We start from the raw sequence: 15,740 nt of genomic DNA on the forward strand, positions 1-15,740 counted from the left end.
CAGGCGGTCGAGCAGACGAGGCGGATCCACGTCGTCGAGGACGAGATAGGTGTAGCCACACCTGAACGTATGTCAAGCAGGGATCCTGGCCGCGATTTGACGGACCTGGTCGAAATAGTGTAGATACACTGGTGACCGATTTTGCCCGCGCAGCCCAGATCATCGCGAGCCAGTGCGCCCTCGTGCGTGTCCGCCGCGCGTCGCGCGCGCTGACGCGGCTCTACGACGACAGCCTGCGCGCGGCTGGGCTCCAGTCGACGCAGCTCACGATGCTCGCCGCGGTCGCGACCTGCGGCGACGAGGGCGTGCAGCTCAGCGCGCTCGCGGACGGGCTCGTCATGGATCGCACGACGCTCACGAGGAACCTCGTGCCGCTCGAGAAGGCGGGCCTGCTCCGCGTGGCGCGGGCGCCCGGCGACGCGCGCGTCCGCATCATCTCCCTGACGCGCCAGGGAGAGCGCGCGATCGAGGCGGCGTTCCCGCTGTGGGAGCGGACGCAGAAGCACGTCCGCGAGCAGCTCGGCGAGAGCAGGGCCGACGCGCTCCGCGAGGAGCTCGGCTGCGTCGTGGCCCTGGCCACGCGGCCCGAGAAGGCGGCGGCCCCCGAGCGGACGCAGCGGAGGGCGCCGACGCAGCGGAAGGCACGGTCGGGCAAGCGCAAGGCGACGTGAGATCGCCGCCACCGCGGGGCCGCGCCCGGCCGCGGGGCGGGCGTGCCTCGTCTCGGCCGATCGGGCGGCGGAGCGGCGCGCGGCCCGCCGTGGCGTGGAGCGCGCGGTCGGGCTCGTCGGCGCGGCCACTTGGTGTACGCTCCGGCCTGATCGAGGCGCCCCCATGAACGCGAGCGACCGACGCGCCCCCGGACCGAGCGCCGGCGAGGCCATCACGGGCCTCCTGCACGCCGCCCAGGAGGGCCAGAGGGACGCCGCGGACGCCCTGCTCCGCGCCGTCTATGCCGAGCTCAAGACGATCGCCCTGGCCCGCGTCCGCCACCTCCGCGCCGGGCAGACCCTCGGCCCCACCGCGCTCGTCCACGAGGCGTACGAGAAGCTCTTCCGGGACGGCGAGGCCCGCTTCCAGAGCCGCGCCCATTTCTTCGGCGCCGCCTCCCAGGCCATGCGCGATCTCCTCGTCGATTACGCGCGCCACAAGGCCGCCCGGAAGCGGGGCGGCGATCAGGTGCGCGCCCCCGAGGAGGACCTCCACGAGCTGCCCCTCGCGCTCGATCTCCCCGTCGAGGACCTCCTCGCCCTCGACGAGGCCCTGCGCAAGATGAGCCAGGAGCACCCGCGCAAGGCCGAGATCGTGATGCTGCGCTACTTCGCGGGCCTGACCGAGGACGAGATCGCCGAGCTCTCGGGCGTGACGACGCGCACGGTCGAGCGCGACTGGCGCTTCGCCAAGGCGTGGCTCTACCGCGCGCTCCACGGCGGAGATGAGCCCGCCCCTTGATCCGAGCGAGGTAGAGGCGCTCTTCGAGGCGGCGCTCGATGAGCGCCACGAGCACCGCCGGGCGTTCCTCGAGGCGCGGTGCGCGGGCCGCCCGGAGCTCCTCCGGGAGGTGTGGAGCCTGCTCCGGAGCGACGGCGCCCAGCCGGACGGCTTCTTGAAAGGCGCCGCCGTCGCCCTCCCCGGCCGCGACGAACCGCTGAGCCCCGGCGCGCGCATCGGGCGGTTCACGGTGCTCGCCAAGGCCGGACAGGGCGGGATGGGCGTCGTCTACGCGGCCTACGACGCGGAGCTCGACCGCCGCGTCGCCCTCAAGCTCATCGCGCCGGGGAGGGTCGATCCCGACGACCGGGCCCGCCTCGTGCGCGAGGCGCAGGTGATGGCCAGGCTCTCGCACCCGAACGTCGTCCCCATCTACGAGATCGGCGAGCACGAGCGGGGCGTGTTCGTGGCGATGGAGTTCGTCGACGGCCGGACGCTCGGCGACCTGCGCGGCGAGCAGCCCCGCGCCTGGGAGGCCGCGCTCGCCGCGGGGATCCAGGCGGGCCGCGGCCTCGCGGCGGCGCACCAGGAGGGGCTCGTCCACCGCGACGTCAAGCCGGACAACATCCTGATCGGCAAGGACGGCCGGGCGCGCATCGCCGATTTCGGGCTCGCGCGCCTCCACGTCGAGGAGGACCGGCCCCTCTCCAGCGGGGGCCTCGGCGCCGAGATCCCCGGGGAGGACGCGCTCCGCGCGCCGCTCACGGCCGGGAGCGCGTTCATGGGGACGCCGGCGTACATGGCGCCCGAGCAGGCCGAGCGGAGGCCGGCGACGGCGAGGAGCGATCAGTGGAGCTTCTGCGCGACGCTCTACGAGGCGCTCTACGGGGAGCCGCCGTTCGAGGGCGAGGACGTCCGAGCGCGGCTCGACGGGGCGCGGCGCGATCTCCTGAGGCCCGCGCCGGCCGGCTCGAAGGTGCCCGCGCGGGTCCGCGGCGCGCTCGCGCGCGGGCTCCGCGCGCGGCCGGAGGAGCGGTGGCCGAGGCTCGACGATCTGCTGGGCGTCCTCGCCGACGAGCTGGCGAGGAGCTCCGAGTTCGATCTCACCGTCTCCAGGCGCGAGCGCATCCGCTTCGGCCTCCTGATCGGCGCCCTCGGCGTGGTGATGGCGACGGTGGGTATCGGCCGCGTCGTCCCGGTGGTCCGCCCCGTGGACCTCTTCGCCATGGGCTGCGTCACGGCGCTCGCGGGGCTCACGCTGCTCCGGGTCTTCCGCCGCCCGCTCTCGAAGAGCGCGGTGAACCGGCGGATCGGCCACGTGGTGAAGGTGCTGCTCGTCGCGATGCTCCTTCATCGGGCGCTCGCCGTGATCACGGACGAGCCCGTGGAGCGCGCGCTCGCGACGAACCTGCTCCTCTTCGCGGCCGTCCACGCGACCGCCGCGCCGAGCCTGCCGAGGGCGAGCTGGCTAGCGGCCGCGCTCTGCGCGGCGTGCGCGGCGGCCGCCGCGGTCTTCCCGGAGCACGCCGCCGCGATCTACGTCACGGGCGTGCTGGGCTCGCTGACGATCGCCATCGTGGTGTGGCACCTCGAGTAGCGCGCTGTCGCCTGTCGCTGATCGATTCACGGCGTCCGGCGCGCGCTGGAATCCAGCGAGAAGATCGTCGGCCGGGCGCCTGACCTCGATCATGGGCCCGCGATGAAGCTGTCCTGGTAGCCCGGGTCCTCCACCGCGAGCGCGGCCGCGGTGGCCGAGAGCGGGCGGATCGTGTCGAGCATGACCGCGAGCTCGCTCGTCTCGCGGGCCCCGAGGCTCGCCTCGTACGCGCCTGGGTGCGGCCCATGCGGGACGCCGGCCGGATGGTGCGAGATGCTGCCGGGGCCGACGCCGCGGCGCGAGGTGAAGTTGCCGCGGCAGTAGAACAGGAACTCGTCGCAATCGACCGACGCGTGGGGGTACGGGCAGGGGATCGCCTCCGGGTGGAAGTCGGCCGGGCGCGGCACGAAGCTGCAGACGAGGGCGCCGCGCGCGGCGAACGTCCCGTGCCAGTCCGGAGGCAGGTGCACGAGCCCGACGCGCGCCTGGAAGCGCTGGATGGGGAACGCGAACGGGTACACGGCCCCGTCCCAGCCGACGACGTCGAGCGGCGAGCGCTCGAGGGTGAAGCCGTGGAAGGCGCCGCCGCGCTTGACGACGAGCGCGCGGAGGCCCTCGTCGAGCAGGCCGACGAACGTGGGCCGCCGGAAATCGCGGTGCGAGTACGGCGCGTCCATCCGCAGCTGGCCGACCTCGTTGCGCCACTTGCGCGGGAGGTGGATGTCCGCGGCCTCGATCGACAGCCACCGCTGGGGCGCGGCGTCCGGGAGGAAGCGGTAGAAGAGCCCCTTCGGGATGACGACGTAGTCGTCCTGCTCGAAGCGGAGATCGCCGAGCATCGTGCGCAGGACGCCGCCCCCGTGGAAGACGAAGAACAGCTCGTCGGCGTCCGCGTTCGCGAAGTACACCGGATCGGCCGCGTCCGGCTGGACGAGCCCGATCACCACGTCGTCGTTGAACAGCAGCGGCACGCGGCAGTCGACGGCGGGCCCGCCCCGCCGCGGCAGATCCTGCGACCGGTAGTGCCGCTTCGCGAGCGGGCGCGCCGGCGCGGCGACCGGCAGCGCGAAGCCGTGCGCGGCCTCCGCGAGCCGGTGCTCGTGCGGCCGGCGCTCGTGGTAGGCGATCGTGTAGGGGCCGTCGAAGCCCGCCCGCGTCAGGCACTCCTCGTAGCGGAGATCCCCCGCCTCGCTGCGCAGGGCGATGTGGTGCTTGGGCGGGACGATCCCGGCGACGACGCGATCGAGCATCAGCCGCTCCCCGCCTTCTGCTGCCGCTCGATGCTCTCGAACAGCGCCCGGAAATTGCCGGCGCCGAAGCCGCGGTCCCCCTTGCGCTGGATGAGCTCGAAGAAGAACGGCCCGGCCTCGGGATCGCGGTGCGTGCCCGACGACTCCTTGAGGAAGATCTGGAGGAGGTACGACCTCGCGCCGTCGCCGTCGACCAGCACCTCGAGCTCGCGCAGCGCCGCCGCGTCCTCGTCGATCTGCCCGATGCCGAGCCGCTGCAGGCGCTCGGGCAGCATGTCGTAATAGGCGGCCGGGGTCGGCATGAACTCCACGCCCCGGCCGCGCATCGCGCGCACGGCGGCGAGGATGTCGTCGACGGCGAGCGCCACGTGCTGCACGCCGTCGCCGCGGTGCTCCTCGTTGAAGACGTTGATCTGCGAGCTCTTGAAGTGCGGCCGGTAAGGCTCGTTGTTCGCGAACTTCACGCCCGAGGCCGGGTCCCACATCACGGCCGAGCGCAGGCCCGAGCCGTGGTCCGTGTCCTTCGCGACGTCGTTCGTGTGGAACGCGATCTGCCAGAACGGCTCGAGCCCGAGCACGTGCTCCATCCAGAGCAGGGCGGGCGCCATCGTCTGGAAGTTCGAGGTGATGTGATCGAACCGGGCGATCCCGAAGCGGTTCTCGCCGCCGCGCGGCGCGTCGTAGGCCACGCAGCCGGGGAACAGCGCACGGTATCCGCGCCGCTCCACGAAGCGAAAGGTGGTGTCGCCGAACGGCGTCGTGATCGAGAACGACGCGAACGCGCCGCCCTCGTCCGTCGCCCGGTGGATCTCGTCGATCGGCGTGCCCCCGCGGCCGTCGAGCAGCCGGAAGGCGCGATCGATGTCCTCCACCTCGAAGATGACCGTGCCCACGCCGTCGGGGTGCTTGCGCAGGTAGCGCCACGCCCGCCCGCCCTCGGCGATCGGCTGCGAGCAGACGACGACGCACTCGCCGGCCTGGAAGACGACCGACTGCTGCGCCGCCGCCGCCGTGAGCTCCGGCGAGCTCGCGGCGATCTCCTGGAAATCGAGCTTCTCGGTGTAGAACCTGCGGCTCCGCTCCAGGTCGCGCACGTAGTAGTGCAGCGCCTCCACGCGCTTGATGCCGATCGACCCCACCTTGGCGCTCATCCGGGTACCACCCGCTGCGCGATGCGCCCGAACAGGCTCTCTCCCGCGCGATTCAGCATCTCGATCATGATCGTGTCTCCTGGCTTCATGAAAGGTGTCGTGGCCGCGCCGTGCGCGAGGATCTCGAGCATGCGCTTCTCGGCCAGGCACGACACGCCGCGCGCCGGATCCCGGTTCGAGACGGTGCCGCTGCCGAGGAGCGTCCCCGCCGTGAAGCCGCGGGTCCGGGCGATGTGCTCGATGAGATCGAAGAACGAGAAATGCATCTCCGGGCCGGCCTCGGGATCACCGATGAGCGCGCCGTTGTAGGTCGAGCGGAGCCGCAGGTGCACGCGCCCGTCGCGGAATGCATCCCCGAGCTCGTCGGGCGTGATCGCGAACGGCGAGAACGCGGTGGCGGGCTTGGAGCAGAAGAACCCGAACCCCTTCGCGAGCTCGGCGGGCACGAGGTTGCGCAGCGTCACGTCGTTGGCCAGCAGGAAGAGGCGGATGTGCCGGTGGGCCTCTTCGCGGCGCGTGCCCTGCGGCGTGTCGCCGAGGACGGCGCAGACCTCGGCCTCGAAATCGAGGCCCCAGGCCTCGTCGCGCAGGACGATGTCGTCGGCCGGGCCGAGGAGGACGCCGGAGCCGCCCTGGTACACGAGCGGATCGGTCGTCAGCGTCTCGGGGGGCTCCGCGCCGCGCGCCTTGCGCACGAGCACGATGTGGTGGATGTACGCCGAGCCGTCGACCCACTCGTAAGCGCGGGGCAGCGGCGCGGCGAGATCTTCCACGGCGAGCGGGATCACCGCCGCGCCGCCCCGCTCGATCTCGTCGGCGATGCGGCGGAGCGCGGGCTCGGCGCGCTCCCAGTCGTCGAGCGCGGCCTGGAGCGTGGGGAAGGCCTCGCCGGCAGGCGCGTAGGCGAGGCCGTCGCGGCGGACGACGACGAGCGTGCCATCGCGGCCGGGGCCGCGGAGAGAGGCGAGCTTCATGCGCGTGCGAGCTCCCCGTGGCGCCCCGGCAGTGGCATCGTCTCCGCCGGACGAGCAGAAACCCCGTCGCGCCTGCCAGGGCTCGTCCTCGTTTGCGCGCTGTGCACCGGGTAACCGGTTGAACGGATCCGCATGAACACCGGATTGGATGGTTTCACGACGCCCCACGATCTCGCGCGGCGCGCCATGGAGGTGATTGCGACGATTTCGTACCCGATCCCCCTGGCTCGCGACATAGGCATACGCGCCCATGCCGCGGGTCGTGGGCGCGAACCCCCACCGTCCTGGGGATCACTTTTGCAGCTGGACGCCGAGGAACAGGGCGTTCCCCTTCGCCCCCGACAGATCGCTTCTTTGATAGCCGAGCGCGACACGCGCGGCGTGCCCCTCGATGATGTAGCCCATCTGGGCGTCGATGAGCAGATAGGCGTCGGCGTTCTTCGGCTTCGCCTGTTGCAGTCGGACCAGAGGCTGCAGCTTCCCGACGCCGACGTTGCTCGGCGTGAGGTAGCTCGCGAGCGCAAAATAAGAATAGTCGAACCTCTCGAAGTCGCCGAAGTACTTGTAGAACGCGCCCTCGAGCGTGAGGGTGCCCGACGCGCCGAGGTTCTTCTCGAACAGGAGGTCGGCGTTGACCTCGCCGTAGGTGTCCTTGCGCGGGACGCCCGCGGGCTCGCCCGCCGCAGGGGGCGGCAGCGACTCGACCGAACCTTCCTTCTGCACCTCACCCGCCACGCCGAGCGCGAGGATGCTCTTCTCCCCGAGGTATGTGGCCTTCTGGTAATAGGCTGGCTCCGGGTCGAGCAAGCTCAGGTTGAGCCTGGCCGTGTAAAGCGGGCTCACCGACGAGTCATGCAGGTTGAAAGCCCCCACGTAATACTTGAACAGGCCGCCCGCCGCCTTGCCCCAGGCGGTCACCCCATCGTTGCGCCCGAGAGGCCCCTGTCTCGGCCCGATCGGCGGCGCATAGGGCTCGAAGAACCCGGGATAGTTCCACGGCCCCATCGACCACGGCCCGGAGAAGGCGGAGCGATCCGACGGCACGATCATCCGGCCGATCCAGACGTTCAGCAGATCATGGAACTGGAACTTGGCGATGACGTCACGGATGGTCGCGCTGCCCGTGATGTTGCCCCCTGTCGGGGTCGGCCCGAACTGAGCGACGAACGCGCCCTGCAGGCCGATGAACCGGTTGATCTCGCCCGAGACCATCAGATCCAGCTCTCCGTCCCCGAGCAGCCGGTCCATCTTCTCGCGCGCGCCGGGGTTCTGCAAGCGACCTCCGACGCGGGCCCAGGCCGCGACGCTGATCGGCTTCTTCCATGGCTCCTTCTCCGCCGGCGGTGCCGTCGCGGCTGAGCCGGGCCCGGCAGCGCTCTCGGGCGCCGGCGCGCCGGCGAGGGCTTCCGCAGGCGGCGCCGGCGCCGCGCTCGCGTCCGCGGCGGGGGCCGCATCCGGCGGAGTCTCGCCCGGGGGCGCCGGCGGCGCCTCGGGCGGCGGTTGTGCCCCTGCCGAGCGATGGAAGGAGGTGATGCCGAGGATGACGGCCAAGAACCCTGCGCCGATATCGCCCCGGCGTCTCGCCGCTCTCGTCTGTGTGCTCATGCGTTCTCCGTGTCAGGCCATCCGAGGCCTTGAAGCTCTCAGCCGCGCTCGCGCCCCCTAGCCGATCTCGTACACCGTGAGCCGCACCCGGTCGGCCAGCCGCTCGCCCACGGACAGGGCCAGCACGGCGTTCAGCCGCAGGAGGCCTGGCGCCGAGGTGCGCATGCGGATGGCGGTGCGGAAGTAGTAGAGCCCGGGGTCCACGGCCTCGCCGCGCCCGAGCGCCGCCAGCACCTCCGGCGGCCCGGCGCGGACGCCTTCGGAGAGGATCTCCACGGTCCCATGGCCGGCGATGTCGAGGATGTAGTGGGCGGAGATCTCCATCCGCCCGTCGGCCCAGATCGTCTGCCAGTCGCCGCCCGGCAGCACCCGCCCCTCGAGGCCGCCGGCCACCGTGCCGCCGACGATCGGGATGAAGCGCCGGCCGGGCGAGCCCGGATTGACGGTGACCGGCGGGTCCACCGCCACCTCGAGTGTCATCAGAGGGATGAGAGGAGGGCTCACGCGCGGGGCTCCGAGGCGCGCTTCAGCCCGGTCAGCACCTTGTAGCGGGCGGCGATGGCCTCCAGCTCGCCCGGGGCGAAGACGTCCTCGATACGTTCGAACCCGTCGGGCGCGCGGTCCTGGGCCATCTGCATGCACTGCTCCGGGCCGTTGCCGCGATTGGCCGCAACGATGGCGGCGGTGGCGGGCAGGCGCTGCGCCTCGTACGCGGCCAGCGCTTCCGCTGGATCGGCGTGGGCGGCGAGCGCGCGGACCAGGGCGCGGGCGTCCAGGATGGCCTGACTCGCCCCGTTGGAGCCGATGGGATACATCGGATGGGCGGCGTCCCCCAGCAGCGTCATGCGCCCATGGCTCCAGCGCGGCAGCGGATCGCGGTCGACCAGCGGGAACTCGTAGATCGCCTCGGCGCCCCGAATCAGGCCGGGCACATCCAGCCAGTCGAAGCGCCAGGCCTCGAACCTGGGCAGGAAGTCGGCGGGATCGCCCCGCCGGTTCCAGTCCTCCCGCCGCAGGCTCTCGGCGACGGTGAGCTCGGCGATCCAGTTGATCGTCTGGCGACCGTCCGGCCCCGGTGGGGAGATGGGATAAGCGACGAACTTCTGGTCCTGATGCCCGGCCATGATCATGCTGGCGCCGGTGAGGAAGGGCGCCGCCAGGCTGGTCGCCCGCCACAGGATGCGACCGCCGTAGACCGGCGGCCCCTCGTCCGGATAGAGGCCGGCGCGCGCCGCCGAATGGATGCCGTCGGCGCAGATCAGGAGATCGGCTGGAACCGCCCTGACCACGCCCTCGCGGTCGACGAAGCGCGCGACGATGCGGCCCTCGCCCTCTTCGTGGGCCAGGAGGCGCCGATCGCAGATCACCCGGTCTGTGCCCAGCCGCTCGACGGCGGCGTCGAACAGCACGCCTTGGAGGGCGCCGCGGTGCAGGGAGATCTGCGGCGCGGCGTGACCCGCGAAGCGGCCGCGCGGCTCGCCCCAGATGCGCTGGCCGAAGCGGTTGAAATAGACAAGCTCGCGGGTCGCCACCCCGTGGGCCATCAAGGCCTGGACAAGGCCCAGCTCGTCCAGCACCTCGGCGGCGTGGGGCAGGAGGTTGATGCCGACCCCGAGCGGCAGGATGGTGGGCACGGCCTCGAACACCGTCACCTCATGGCCCGAGGCGTGTAGCGCCAGAGCTGCGGCCAGGCCGCCGATCCCGGCGCCCGCGACGATTACCTGCATGAGTCCTCCCGCAGACATGCGGCATGACGCCGCACCTCGTTGAAGCCGCCGCCGAGCGGGCGAAGCGCGCGACGAGCAGCGCCGCCAGCGCCAGCAGCAGCCAGTCCACTCGAACGATCCAGCGGGCGGCGACCCTCGGGACAGCGCAGGCCGAAGGCCCCGCCGCCCGGATGGCGCCCGGCGCGCGGCCGGGCGCGGATCGCCTCCGCCCTTTGCTCAATCAGCGGCATAACGCCCACGAATGGTCATCACCGCCGCCGCCACCCCGGCCGACAGGACCACGGGCACCATGGCCATGGCCACGCCGGCGGGACCCCAGCCCTGCCCCAGCAGGTGGCCCGCCACCATCGGACCGCCGATGGAACCCAGCCGGCCGGCGGCGATGGAGGCGCCGGTGGCCAGCCCGCGCGCCCGCGCCGGGTAATAGAGCGGGATGACGCCATAGAGCGAATACTGCGCGCCCAGCAAGAAGAACCCCGCCAGGCCGGCCAGCACCACCACCGGAAGGAGGCTGTCGGCCCCCGCCAGCCCGAACAGCGACAGGGCCAGGGCGGGATAGGCCGCGATGATGGGAACGCGCGGCCCGAACCGGTCCACCAGCATGCCGATGACCCCGCAGCCGATCACGCTGCCAACATTGAAGGCGAAGGCGGCGCCAGCGCCCCCCGTTCCGCCCAGGCCCTTGGCCGCCACCAGCGACGGCAGCCAGTTCAGCAGCAGATACAGCACCAGCAGCGTCAGGCCGAAGGTGAACCAGGCCAGCAGCGTGACAAGCAGCCGGCCCTGGCCGAACAGCGCTTGCCCCCCGCCCGGCTGCTCAGCGCCGCTGGCCGCTGCGGTGCGGCTGTCGGGCATCAGCCACGCCATGACCGGCAGCAGCAGCAGCGGCAGCACGCCGCCGACCACGAAGATGCTTTTCCAGCCGAACTGCGCAAGGAAGCCGGCCGCGAACAGCGCCGCCAGCGCGCCGCCGGCCGGCATGCCGCTGAACATCAACGTGGTGGTGCGGGTCCGCCGGTCGGCCGGGGCGATCTCCAGGGCGATGGCCACCAGGGTGGGCATCGCCGCCCCCAGCCCTGCCCCGGCCAGGAGCCGGTAGATGCCCAGCGACACCGGCCCTCCCGCCACCACGGTGGCCAGCGTGAACAGGCCGAAGACGCCGACGGCCAGCATCAGCAGCGGCTTCCGGCCCATGCGGTCGGCCATCCAGCCGCCGGCCAGCGCGCCGCAGACCAGCCCGGCCATGCCGGCCCCGAACACGACGCCCGCCTGCCCTGGCGTCAGGCCCAAGGCGGGGATCAGCAGGGGGGCGGCCACGCCGACCGCCTGGATGTCGAACCCTTCCAGCAGCGCGATCAAGAAGCACAGCGACAGCGTGACGGCGCCGCGCGGCGCGTGGGGGGGCGATGCGCCCATGGGGAAACCTCCCGTTTCGTTCCCGTTGCCCGGGATGGTTGCAGCCGGCGGCAGCCGAACCGATGCGGTGTTTGAACGTAGCTGGTGAAGCGTGACGGACCCGAGGTGACTGCAACGACTTCGTACCCGAGCCTTCTGGCTCGAGGCATAGGCATACCCGCCTATGCCTCGAGGCGAGCCGTTGTCAGGCGACAGGAATTTTGCTGCCGCGACGGGGGTCGGGCGGAGGAGGGCGCGATGGCTGCAGGATCGTTGACGCGCGTCTTCGTCAAGGGCGTGGAGCGGCGCTCTCTCCATCCGCTCTCGCGCTTGCGCCGACTCGCGGCCGCCGTCCCGCTCTGCCCGATGGCCTCGATGGTGAGGCGAACAGCGCAAGTGACCAGGCGAGCTCGGCGACGAGGAGAGGAACAGAGGGACAAATCACACAGTGTATGAGCGCATGGGCGGGCAATACCAGGCGGCCTGCCGGTGTGCCGCGGCGCGCGGTGCTCCAGGCGGCGCGGCGCCGGCGGCCCTCGTCCGGCGGTTCGCAAAACCGAGCCTCGGCTGAGCTCGGCCAGCGGCTCCGCTGCCTGCCGATGCGTCTCATGAGGTCACCGAGGCCGACACCCTGAGGAGCTCTTGATCTACGCTCCTCCCGATGCCCAGCGACGCTCCTGCTGATCTCTGCTCGCTCGCCTTCACCTGCAGCGTCGACCCGCTGCTCTTGCTCGATGGAAGCGGTCTGATCCTGGCGCTGAACCCCGCCGCCGAGCGCCTCTCCTCCACGCCCGGGGCGACGGCGCGGGGGAGGCCCGTCGATGAGGTCCTGCGGCCCGATGCGCCCCTCGGCGCGCTGCTCGAGCAGGTGCTCCGCGATCGCGCCCCGCGCGCCCTGCCGCCCGACTTCACCCTCCACCTCGCGGACGAGCGCGTCGTCCTCGCCGAAGGCAGCCTCAGCCCGCTCGTCGACCCTGCGGGCGCGTGCGCCGCCGTGCTCCTCGCGCTGCGCGACGTGACCGAGCAACGCCGGGCCGAGCGGGCGGCGTGCGATCGAGGAGCGCGCCTGCAAGCGGCCGTCGAGGCGCTCGACGTCGGCTTCGTCATCTACGACGCGGAGGAGCGGCTCCGCTTCTTCAACACAGCTTACAAATCGCTCTACCCCGAATGTGCCGCCGCCCTTCAGATGGGCACTACGTTCGAAGATGTCGTCCGCGAGGGCTGCCGGAACGGGATCCACCTCCACAGCGGCCTCGGCGAAGAGGAGTGGGTGGCCGCTCGCCTCGCGGAGCATCGCCGCCCCGGGGACGTCTACGTGCGGCGGTTCGGGGACCGCTGGATCGCCCTCAAGAGCGGCCGCCTCCCCGACGGCGGCTTCGTCGGCCTGCGGATCGACACCACCGCGCTCAAGGAGGCAGAGCTCGCCCTCGAGCGCGAGCGGCAGTTCATCCGCCTCGTGCTCGACACCATCCCGATCGTCGTCACGGTCAAGGATCGGGACGGCAAGATGAAGCTCGTCAGCAAGAGCTACGCCGAGCTGTACAACACCACGGCGGAGGGCGCGGTGGGAAAGACCGTTGACGATCTGCCGCGCTCCCACGCCGAGCTCTCCGTCATCAGCGAGATGGACCGGGAGGTGCTCGCGCGCATGCAGCCGGTCTCGAGGGTTCAGCCCGTCACGCGCCCGAACAGCAAGACGCGGTGGATGTCCGTCGTCAAGGTGCCTCTCGTCGAGCAGGACGGCACGGCGCACATCCTCGCCATTGGAACGGACATCACGGCGCAGCGGGAGCACGAGGAGCACATGACGGCGACCATCGCCGAGCTCGAGCGGCAGAAGCAGGCCATCGTCGATCAGCTCGCGGTCATCCAGCGCCAGCAGGCGCTCATCCGCGCGCTGTCCACGCCCATCCTCCAGGTCGCCCAGGGCGTGCTCGCCGTGCCCCTCATCGGCGCGCTCGACGACGCCCGCGCGGCCGACGTCACAAGCAAGCTCCTCGACGAGGTCGTGCGCACAGGCGCTCGCTTCGCCATCATCGACGTCACCGGCATCGAGAGCGTCGACGCCGCGACGGCCGACCACCTCGTCCGCATCGTCCGCGCGATCCGCCTGCTCGGCGCGAGCGGCGTCCTGACCGGCATCGGGCCCGCCGTCGCCCAATCCATGTGCGGCATCGGGGTCGACCTCTCCGGCGTCACCACACATGGCAACCTCCGCGCCGGCATCGAGGTCTGCCTCCGCGCGCTGCCCGGCCTTCGCTGAGCGACGGCCGTCCACGCCGGGACGGCTGTGCGAGCCGGGATCTCCCACCCCTCCTCGCGAATCGTCTCGAGCAGGTCCAGCACGGCTGCCCCGTTTCGATAGCAATGCACGCCGAGCGCCGCCTCTCGGACCGGCGCTCCGGAGGAGCCCCGCCAGCCGTGCCCTCCCTCGCGCTCGAGGAACTCCCCGCGGTCCCGCCGATAGGGGTTGACACTGCGAATGTGAGCGTTCACAATATGCGTCTGCGGGTATCCTTTCGCTTCCCCGCTGGAGGGGTCGCCACGCGCGCCGAGACCTTGATGTCGCCGATCGACATCGGCGTCGATTCGCTCGGTCGTCGCGGACGCGGGCAACGGTGAGCTCAATCAAATTGCCCGCGGCTGGAATCGCAGCCCTGGCAAGCAGCACCTTTGTGCAGCAGCGATTGCAGCTGCTGTTCATCTGTTGATATAGCATCGCTTTGTCAGAAATATCTCCCGCTCCCCGCCCCTGACGCGCGGCGCCGTCATGTTGAAATCCGGGCCCTTTGAAGGGGTTATCCATGCCGCGCTCTCGAGAGGTCGAGCCAGGAACAGGGGGAGATGTCCCATGCGGATTGCGATTCCTCTCGAAGGGCGAGCTTGGAGCAGTAGATCCAGACGAGCGCGCCCCGCGGGGTGAAGATCACGAAGATCGTGTGCTCCGGTCACAAAACGAGAACTGCCGATTCCACACGGGGAGCCGACAATGACATTCAGACTGGACCGAGTGTTCGCGAGTCCCTGGATCGCTGCCGGGGGGTGCCTCCTGAGCATCTCGTGCACTGGCGCCCTCGGGGACGATAGCCCTCCGGAGCAGACTCCGGAGCAGGACGCCGCCATCGCCATCGACGGGATGCCGCTGCACCACATGACAGCGTCGGAGTACAACTCCACCGTCGCCCACCTCCTGGGAACGAGCCTGAGGCCCGCGGACGGCTTCCCGGCCTTCGGCGCGAAGGGCTTCGACGCGAACGTAAATGCGCTCTCGAACCTCTCGCAGGTCCTGGTGCAGGGGTATTACGACGCCGCCAGGACGCTCGCCGAGGACGCGTTCTCGGACGAGGCGCAGCGCGCCAAGATCCTCGTGTGCGACCCGGCAGAGGGCGCGGACGACGCGTGCGCGCGCGAGATCATCGAGCGCTTCGGGCTGCGCGCGTTCCGGCGCCCGCTCGAGGCGGCGGAGGTCGACCGGTACGCGGCGCAGTACGACGACGCGCGGACCACCCTCGAGATGTCCCCCGTCGAGGCGGTGCAGCACGTCGTCCGGACCGTGCTCACGTCGCCGCATTTCCTCCTCCGGATCGAGCTGGGCCCCGACTCGGCGAGATCGCCGGGCGCCCTCAACGGCTACGAGGTCGCGTCGCGCCTCTCCTACCTGCTCTGGAGCTCGCTCCCGGACGACGAGCTCTTCGACGCGGCGGAGGGCGATCAGCTGGTCACCGAGGGCGAGCTCGGGCAGCAGGTGGACCGCATGCTGGCCGACCCGAAGAGCGCCGCCTTCTTCCAGAACTTCTACGGCCAGTGGCTCGGCACGCGCACGCTCCCCAGCCACAACGCCGACACGACCCAGTTCCCGAGCTGGGACGATGAGCTGAAGGGCGCGATGCTCGACCAGGTCAACGAGTACTTCGCCGGCTTCACGACCGGCGGGCGGCCGTGGTCGGAGTTCCTCACGGCGCCCCACCCGGAGAGCCGGCTGATCGAGCCGCTCTATGCGAACGACCCCGAGGGCGTGCGCGAAGGGTTCCTCACGCTCCCAGCGTTCCTGACGCTGTCGTCCCGCGCCGACAGGACCTCTCCGACGTCCCGCGCGAAGACGATCCTGGAGCAGCTCTTCTGCGCGCCCATGGTGCCGCCCGCCAACGTGGATATCCCGGAGCTCGGCGCTGCGGACGGGGAGGAGGGCGGCGTCACCAACGTGCGCAAGGAGCTCGAGAAGCACCGCGCGTCGCCCGACTGCGCGGGCTGCCACGACGTGCTCGACCCGATCGGGCTGAGCCTGGAGCACTTCGACCCGATCGGCGCCTACCGGACCCAGTACCCGAACGGCGACCCGATCGACGCGACGGGGGTGTACGAGGGCGAAGCGTTCGAGGACATCTCCGGCCTCGTGCCGGCGCTCGTGGAGGCCGCCCGGTCGGGGACCTGCCCCTCCGAGCAGGTCTTCAGCTATGCCCTGCGCCGGCGCCCGAGCGCCGGGGACAGGACCAGGATCAAGGAGATCGCCGCGCGCTGGGGCGGCGGCACGATCGCGGATCTGGTGAAGCAGGTGGTGACCAGCGAGGCGTTCCGCCTTCGAGCGAAGGACAAGGCGCGGTGAGGCCGCA

General features: G+C 71.4%; 12 protein-coding genes. 5 read left to right on the plus strand and 7 right to left on the minus strand.

Features of this window, described 5'->3' with window-relative positions:
- The first annotated feature begins 131 nt into the window (after positions 1-131).
- From WMF44_RS26300 to WMF44_RS26310, 3 genes are all read left to right on the plus strand, one after another.
- Positions 132-671: a MarR family winged helix-turn-helix transcriptional regulator gene (locus WMF44_RS26300; RefSeq protein ID WP_437292787.1), complete on the plus strand. Its 540-nt coding sequence runs from the start codon at positions 132-134 to the stop codon at positions 669-671.
- Between the two features lie 163 nt (positions 672-834).
- Positions 835-1,452, plus strand: a complete 618-nt coding sequence (locus WMF44_RS26305; protein ID WP_012237522.1) for an ECF-type sigma factor — start codon at positions 835-837, stop codon at positions 1,450-1,452.
- Positions 1,436-3,028 (plus strand): serine/threonine-protein kinase, encoded by a 1,593-nt coding sequence (locus WMF44_RS26310; protein WP_437292788.1) that lies wholly within the window; start codon positions 1,436-1,438, stop codon positions 3,026-3,028. Before WMF44_RS26305 ends, WMF44_RS26310 begins: the two co-directional genes overlap by 17 nt.
- Positions 3,029-3,117: 89 nt before the next feature.
- Here the strand turns inward: WMF44_RS26310 and WMF44_RS26315 are convergent, their stop codons facing one another.
- The 7 genes from WMF44_RS26315 to WMF44_RS26345 all read right to left on the minus strand — a co-directional run bounded on the left by WMF44_RS26315 (position 3,118) and on the right by WMF44_RS26345 (position 11,151).
- On the minus strand, positions 3,118-4,278 hold the full coding sequence (locus WMF44_RS26315; protein ID WP_437292789.1) for a homogentisate 1,2-dioxygenase: 1,161 nt from the start codon (positions 4,276-4,278) through the stop codon (positions 3,118-3,120).
- The gene (locus WMF44_RS26320; protein ID WP_437292790.1) at positions 4,278-5,429 is read right to left on the minus strand and encodes a 4-hydroxyphenylpyruvate dioxygenase family protein; all 1,152 of its coding nucleotides are present in this window, start codon (positions 5,427-5,429) and stop codon (positions 4,278-4,280) included. Before WMF44_RS26320 ends, WMF44_RS26315 begins: the two co-directional genes overlap by 1 nt.
- Complete coding sequence (locus WMF44_RS26325; protein WP_437292791.1) at positions 5,426-6,403, minus strand: fumarylacetoacetate hydrolase family protein; 978 nt, start codon at positions 6,401-6,403, stop codon at positions 5,426-5,428. The genes WMF44_RS26320 and WMF44_RS26325 overlap by 4 nt, the downstream gene beginning before the upstream one ends.
- Before the next feature lie 291 nt (positions 6,404-6,694).
- Positions 6,695-8,008 (minus strand): hypothetical protein, encoded by a 1,314-nt coding sequence (locus WMF44_RS26330; RefSeq protein ID WP_437292792.1) that lies wholly within the window; start codon positions 8,006-8,008, stop codon positions 6,695-6,697.
- A gap of 57 nt (positions 8,009-8,065) precedes the next feature.
- Complete coding sequence (locus WMF44_RS26335; RefSeq protein ID WP_437292793.1) at positions 8,066-8,512, minus strand: DUF3237 domain-containing protein; 447 nt, start codon at positions 8,510-8,512, stop codon at positions 8,066-8,068.
- Positions 8,509-9,735 (minus strand): flavin-dependent oxidoreductase, encoded by a 1,227-nt coding sequence (locus WMF44_RS26340; RefSeq protein WP_437292794.1) that lies wholly within the window; start codon positions 9,733-9,735, stop codon positions 8,509-8,511. Before WMF44_RS26340 ends, WMF44_RS26335 begins: the two co-directional genes overlap by 4 nt.
- 216 nt (positions 9,736-9,951) lie before the next feature.
- Positions 9,952-11,151 carry an MFS transporter gene (locus WMF44_RS26345; RefSeq protein WP_437292795.1) on the minus strand — a complete coding sequence of 400 codons (1,200 nt, stop codon included), beginning with the start codon at positions 11,149-11,151 and terminating at the stop codon, positions 9,952-9,954.
- 640 nt (positions 11,152-11,791) lie between these two features.
- Between WMF44_RS26345 and WMF44_RS26350 the strand changes: the two genes are divergently transcribed.
- Together WMF44_RS26350 and WMF44_RS26355 are read left to right on the plus strand one after the other, a co-directional pair.
- Positions 11,792-13,393 (plus strand): PAS domain-containing protein, encoded by a 1,602-nt coding sequence (locus WMF44_RS26350; RefSeq protein ID WP_437292796.1) that lies wholly within the window; start codon positions 11,792-11,794, stop codon positions 13,391-13,393.
- A gap of 726 nt (positions 13,394-14,119) precedes the next feature.
- A complete protein-coding gene (locus WMF44_RS26355) occupies positions 14,120-15,733 on the plus strand; it encodes a DUF1592 domain-containing protein (RefSeq protein WP_437292797.1) in 1,614 nt (537 codons plus the stop codon).
- Positions 15,734-15,740 lie beyond the last annotated feature (7 nt).

The organism is Sorangium sp. So ce426, from assembly GCF_051475585.1.
GTDB classification, from domain to species: domain Bacteria; phylum Myxococcota_A; class Polyangia; order Polyangiales; family Polyangiaceae; genus Sorangium; species Sorangium cellulosum_B.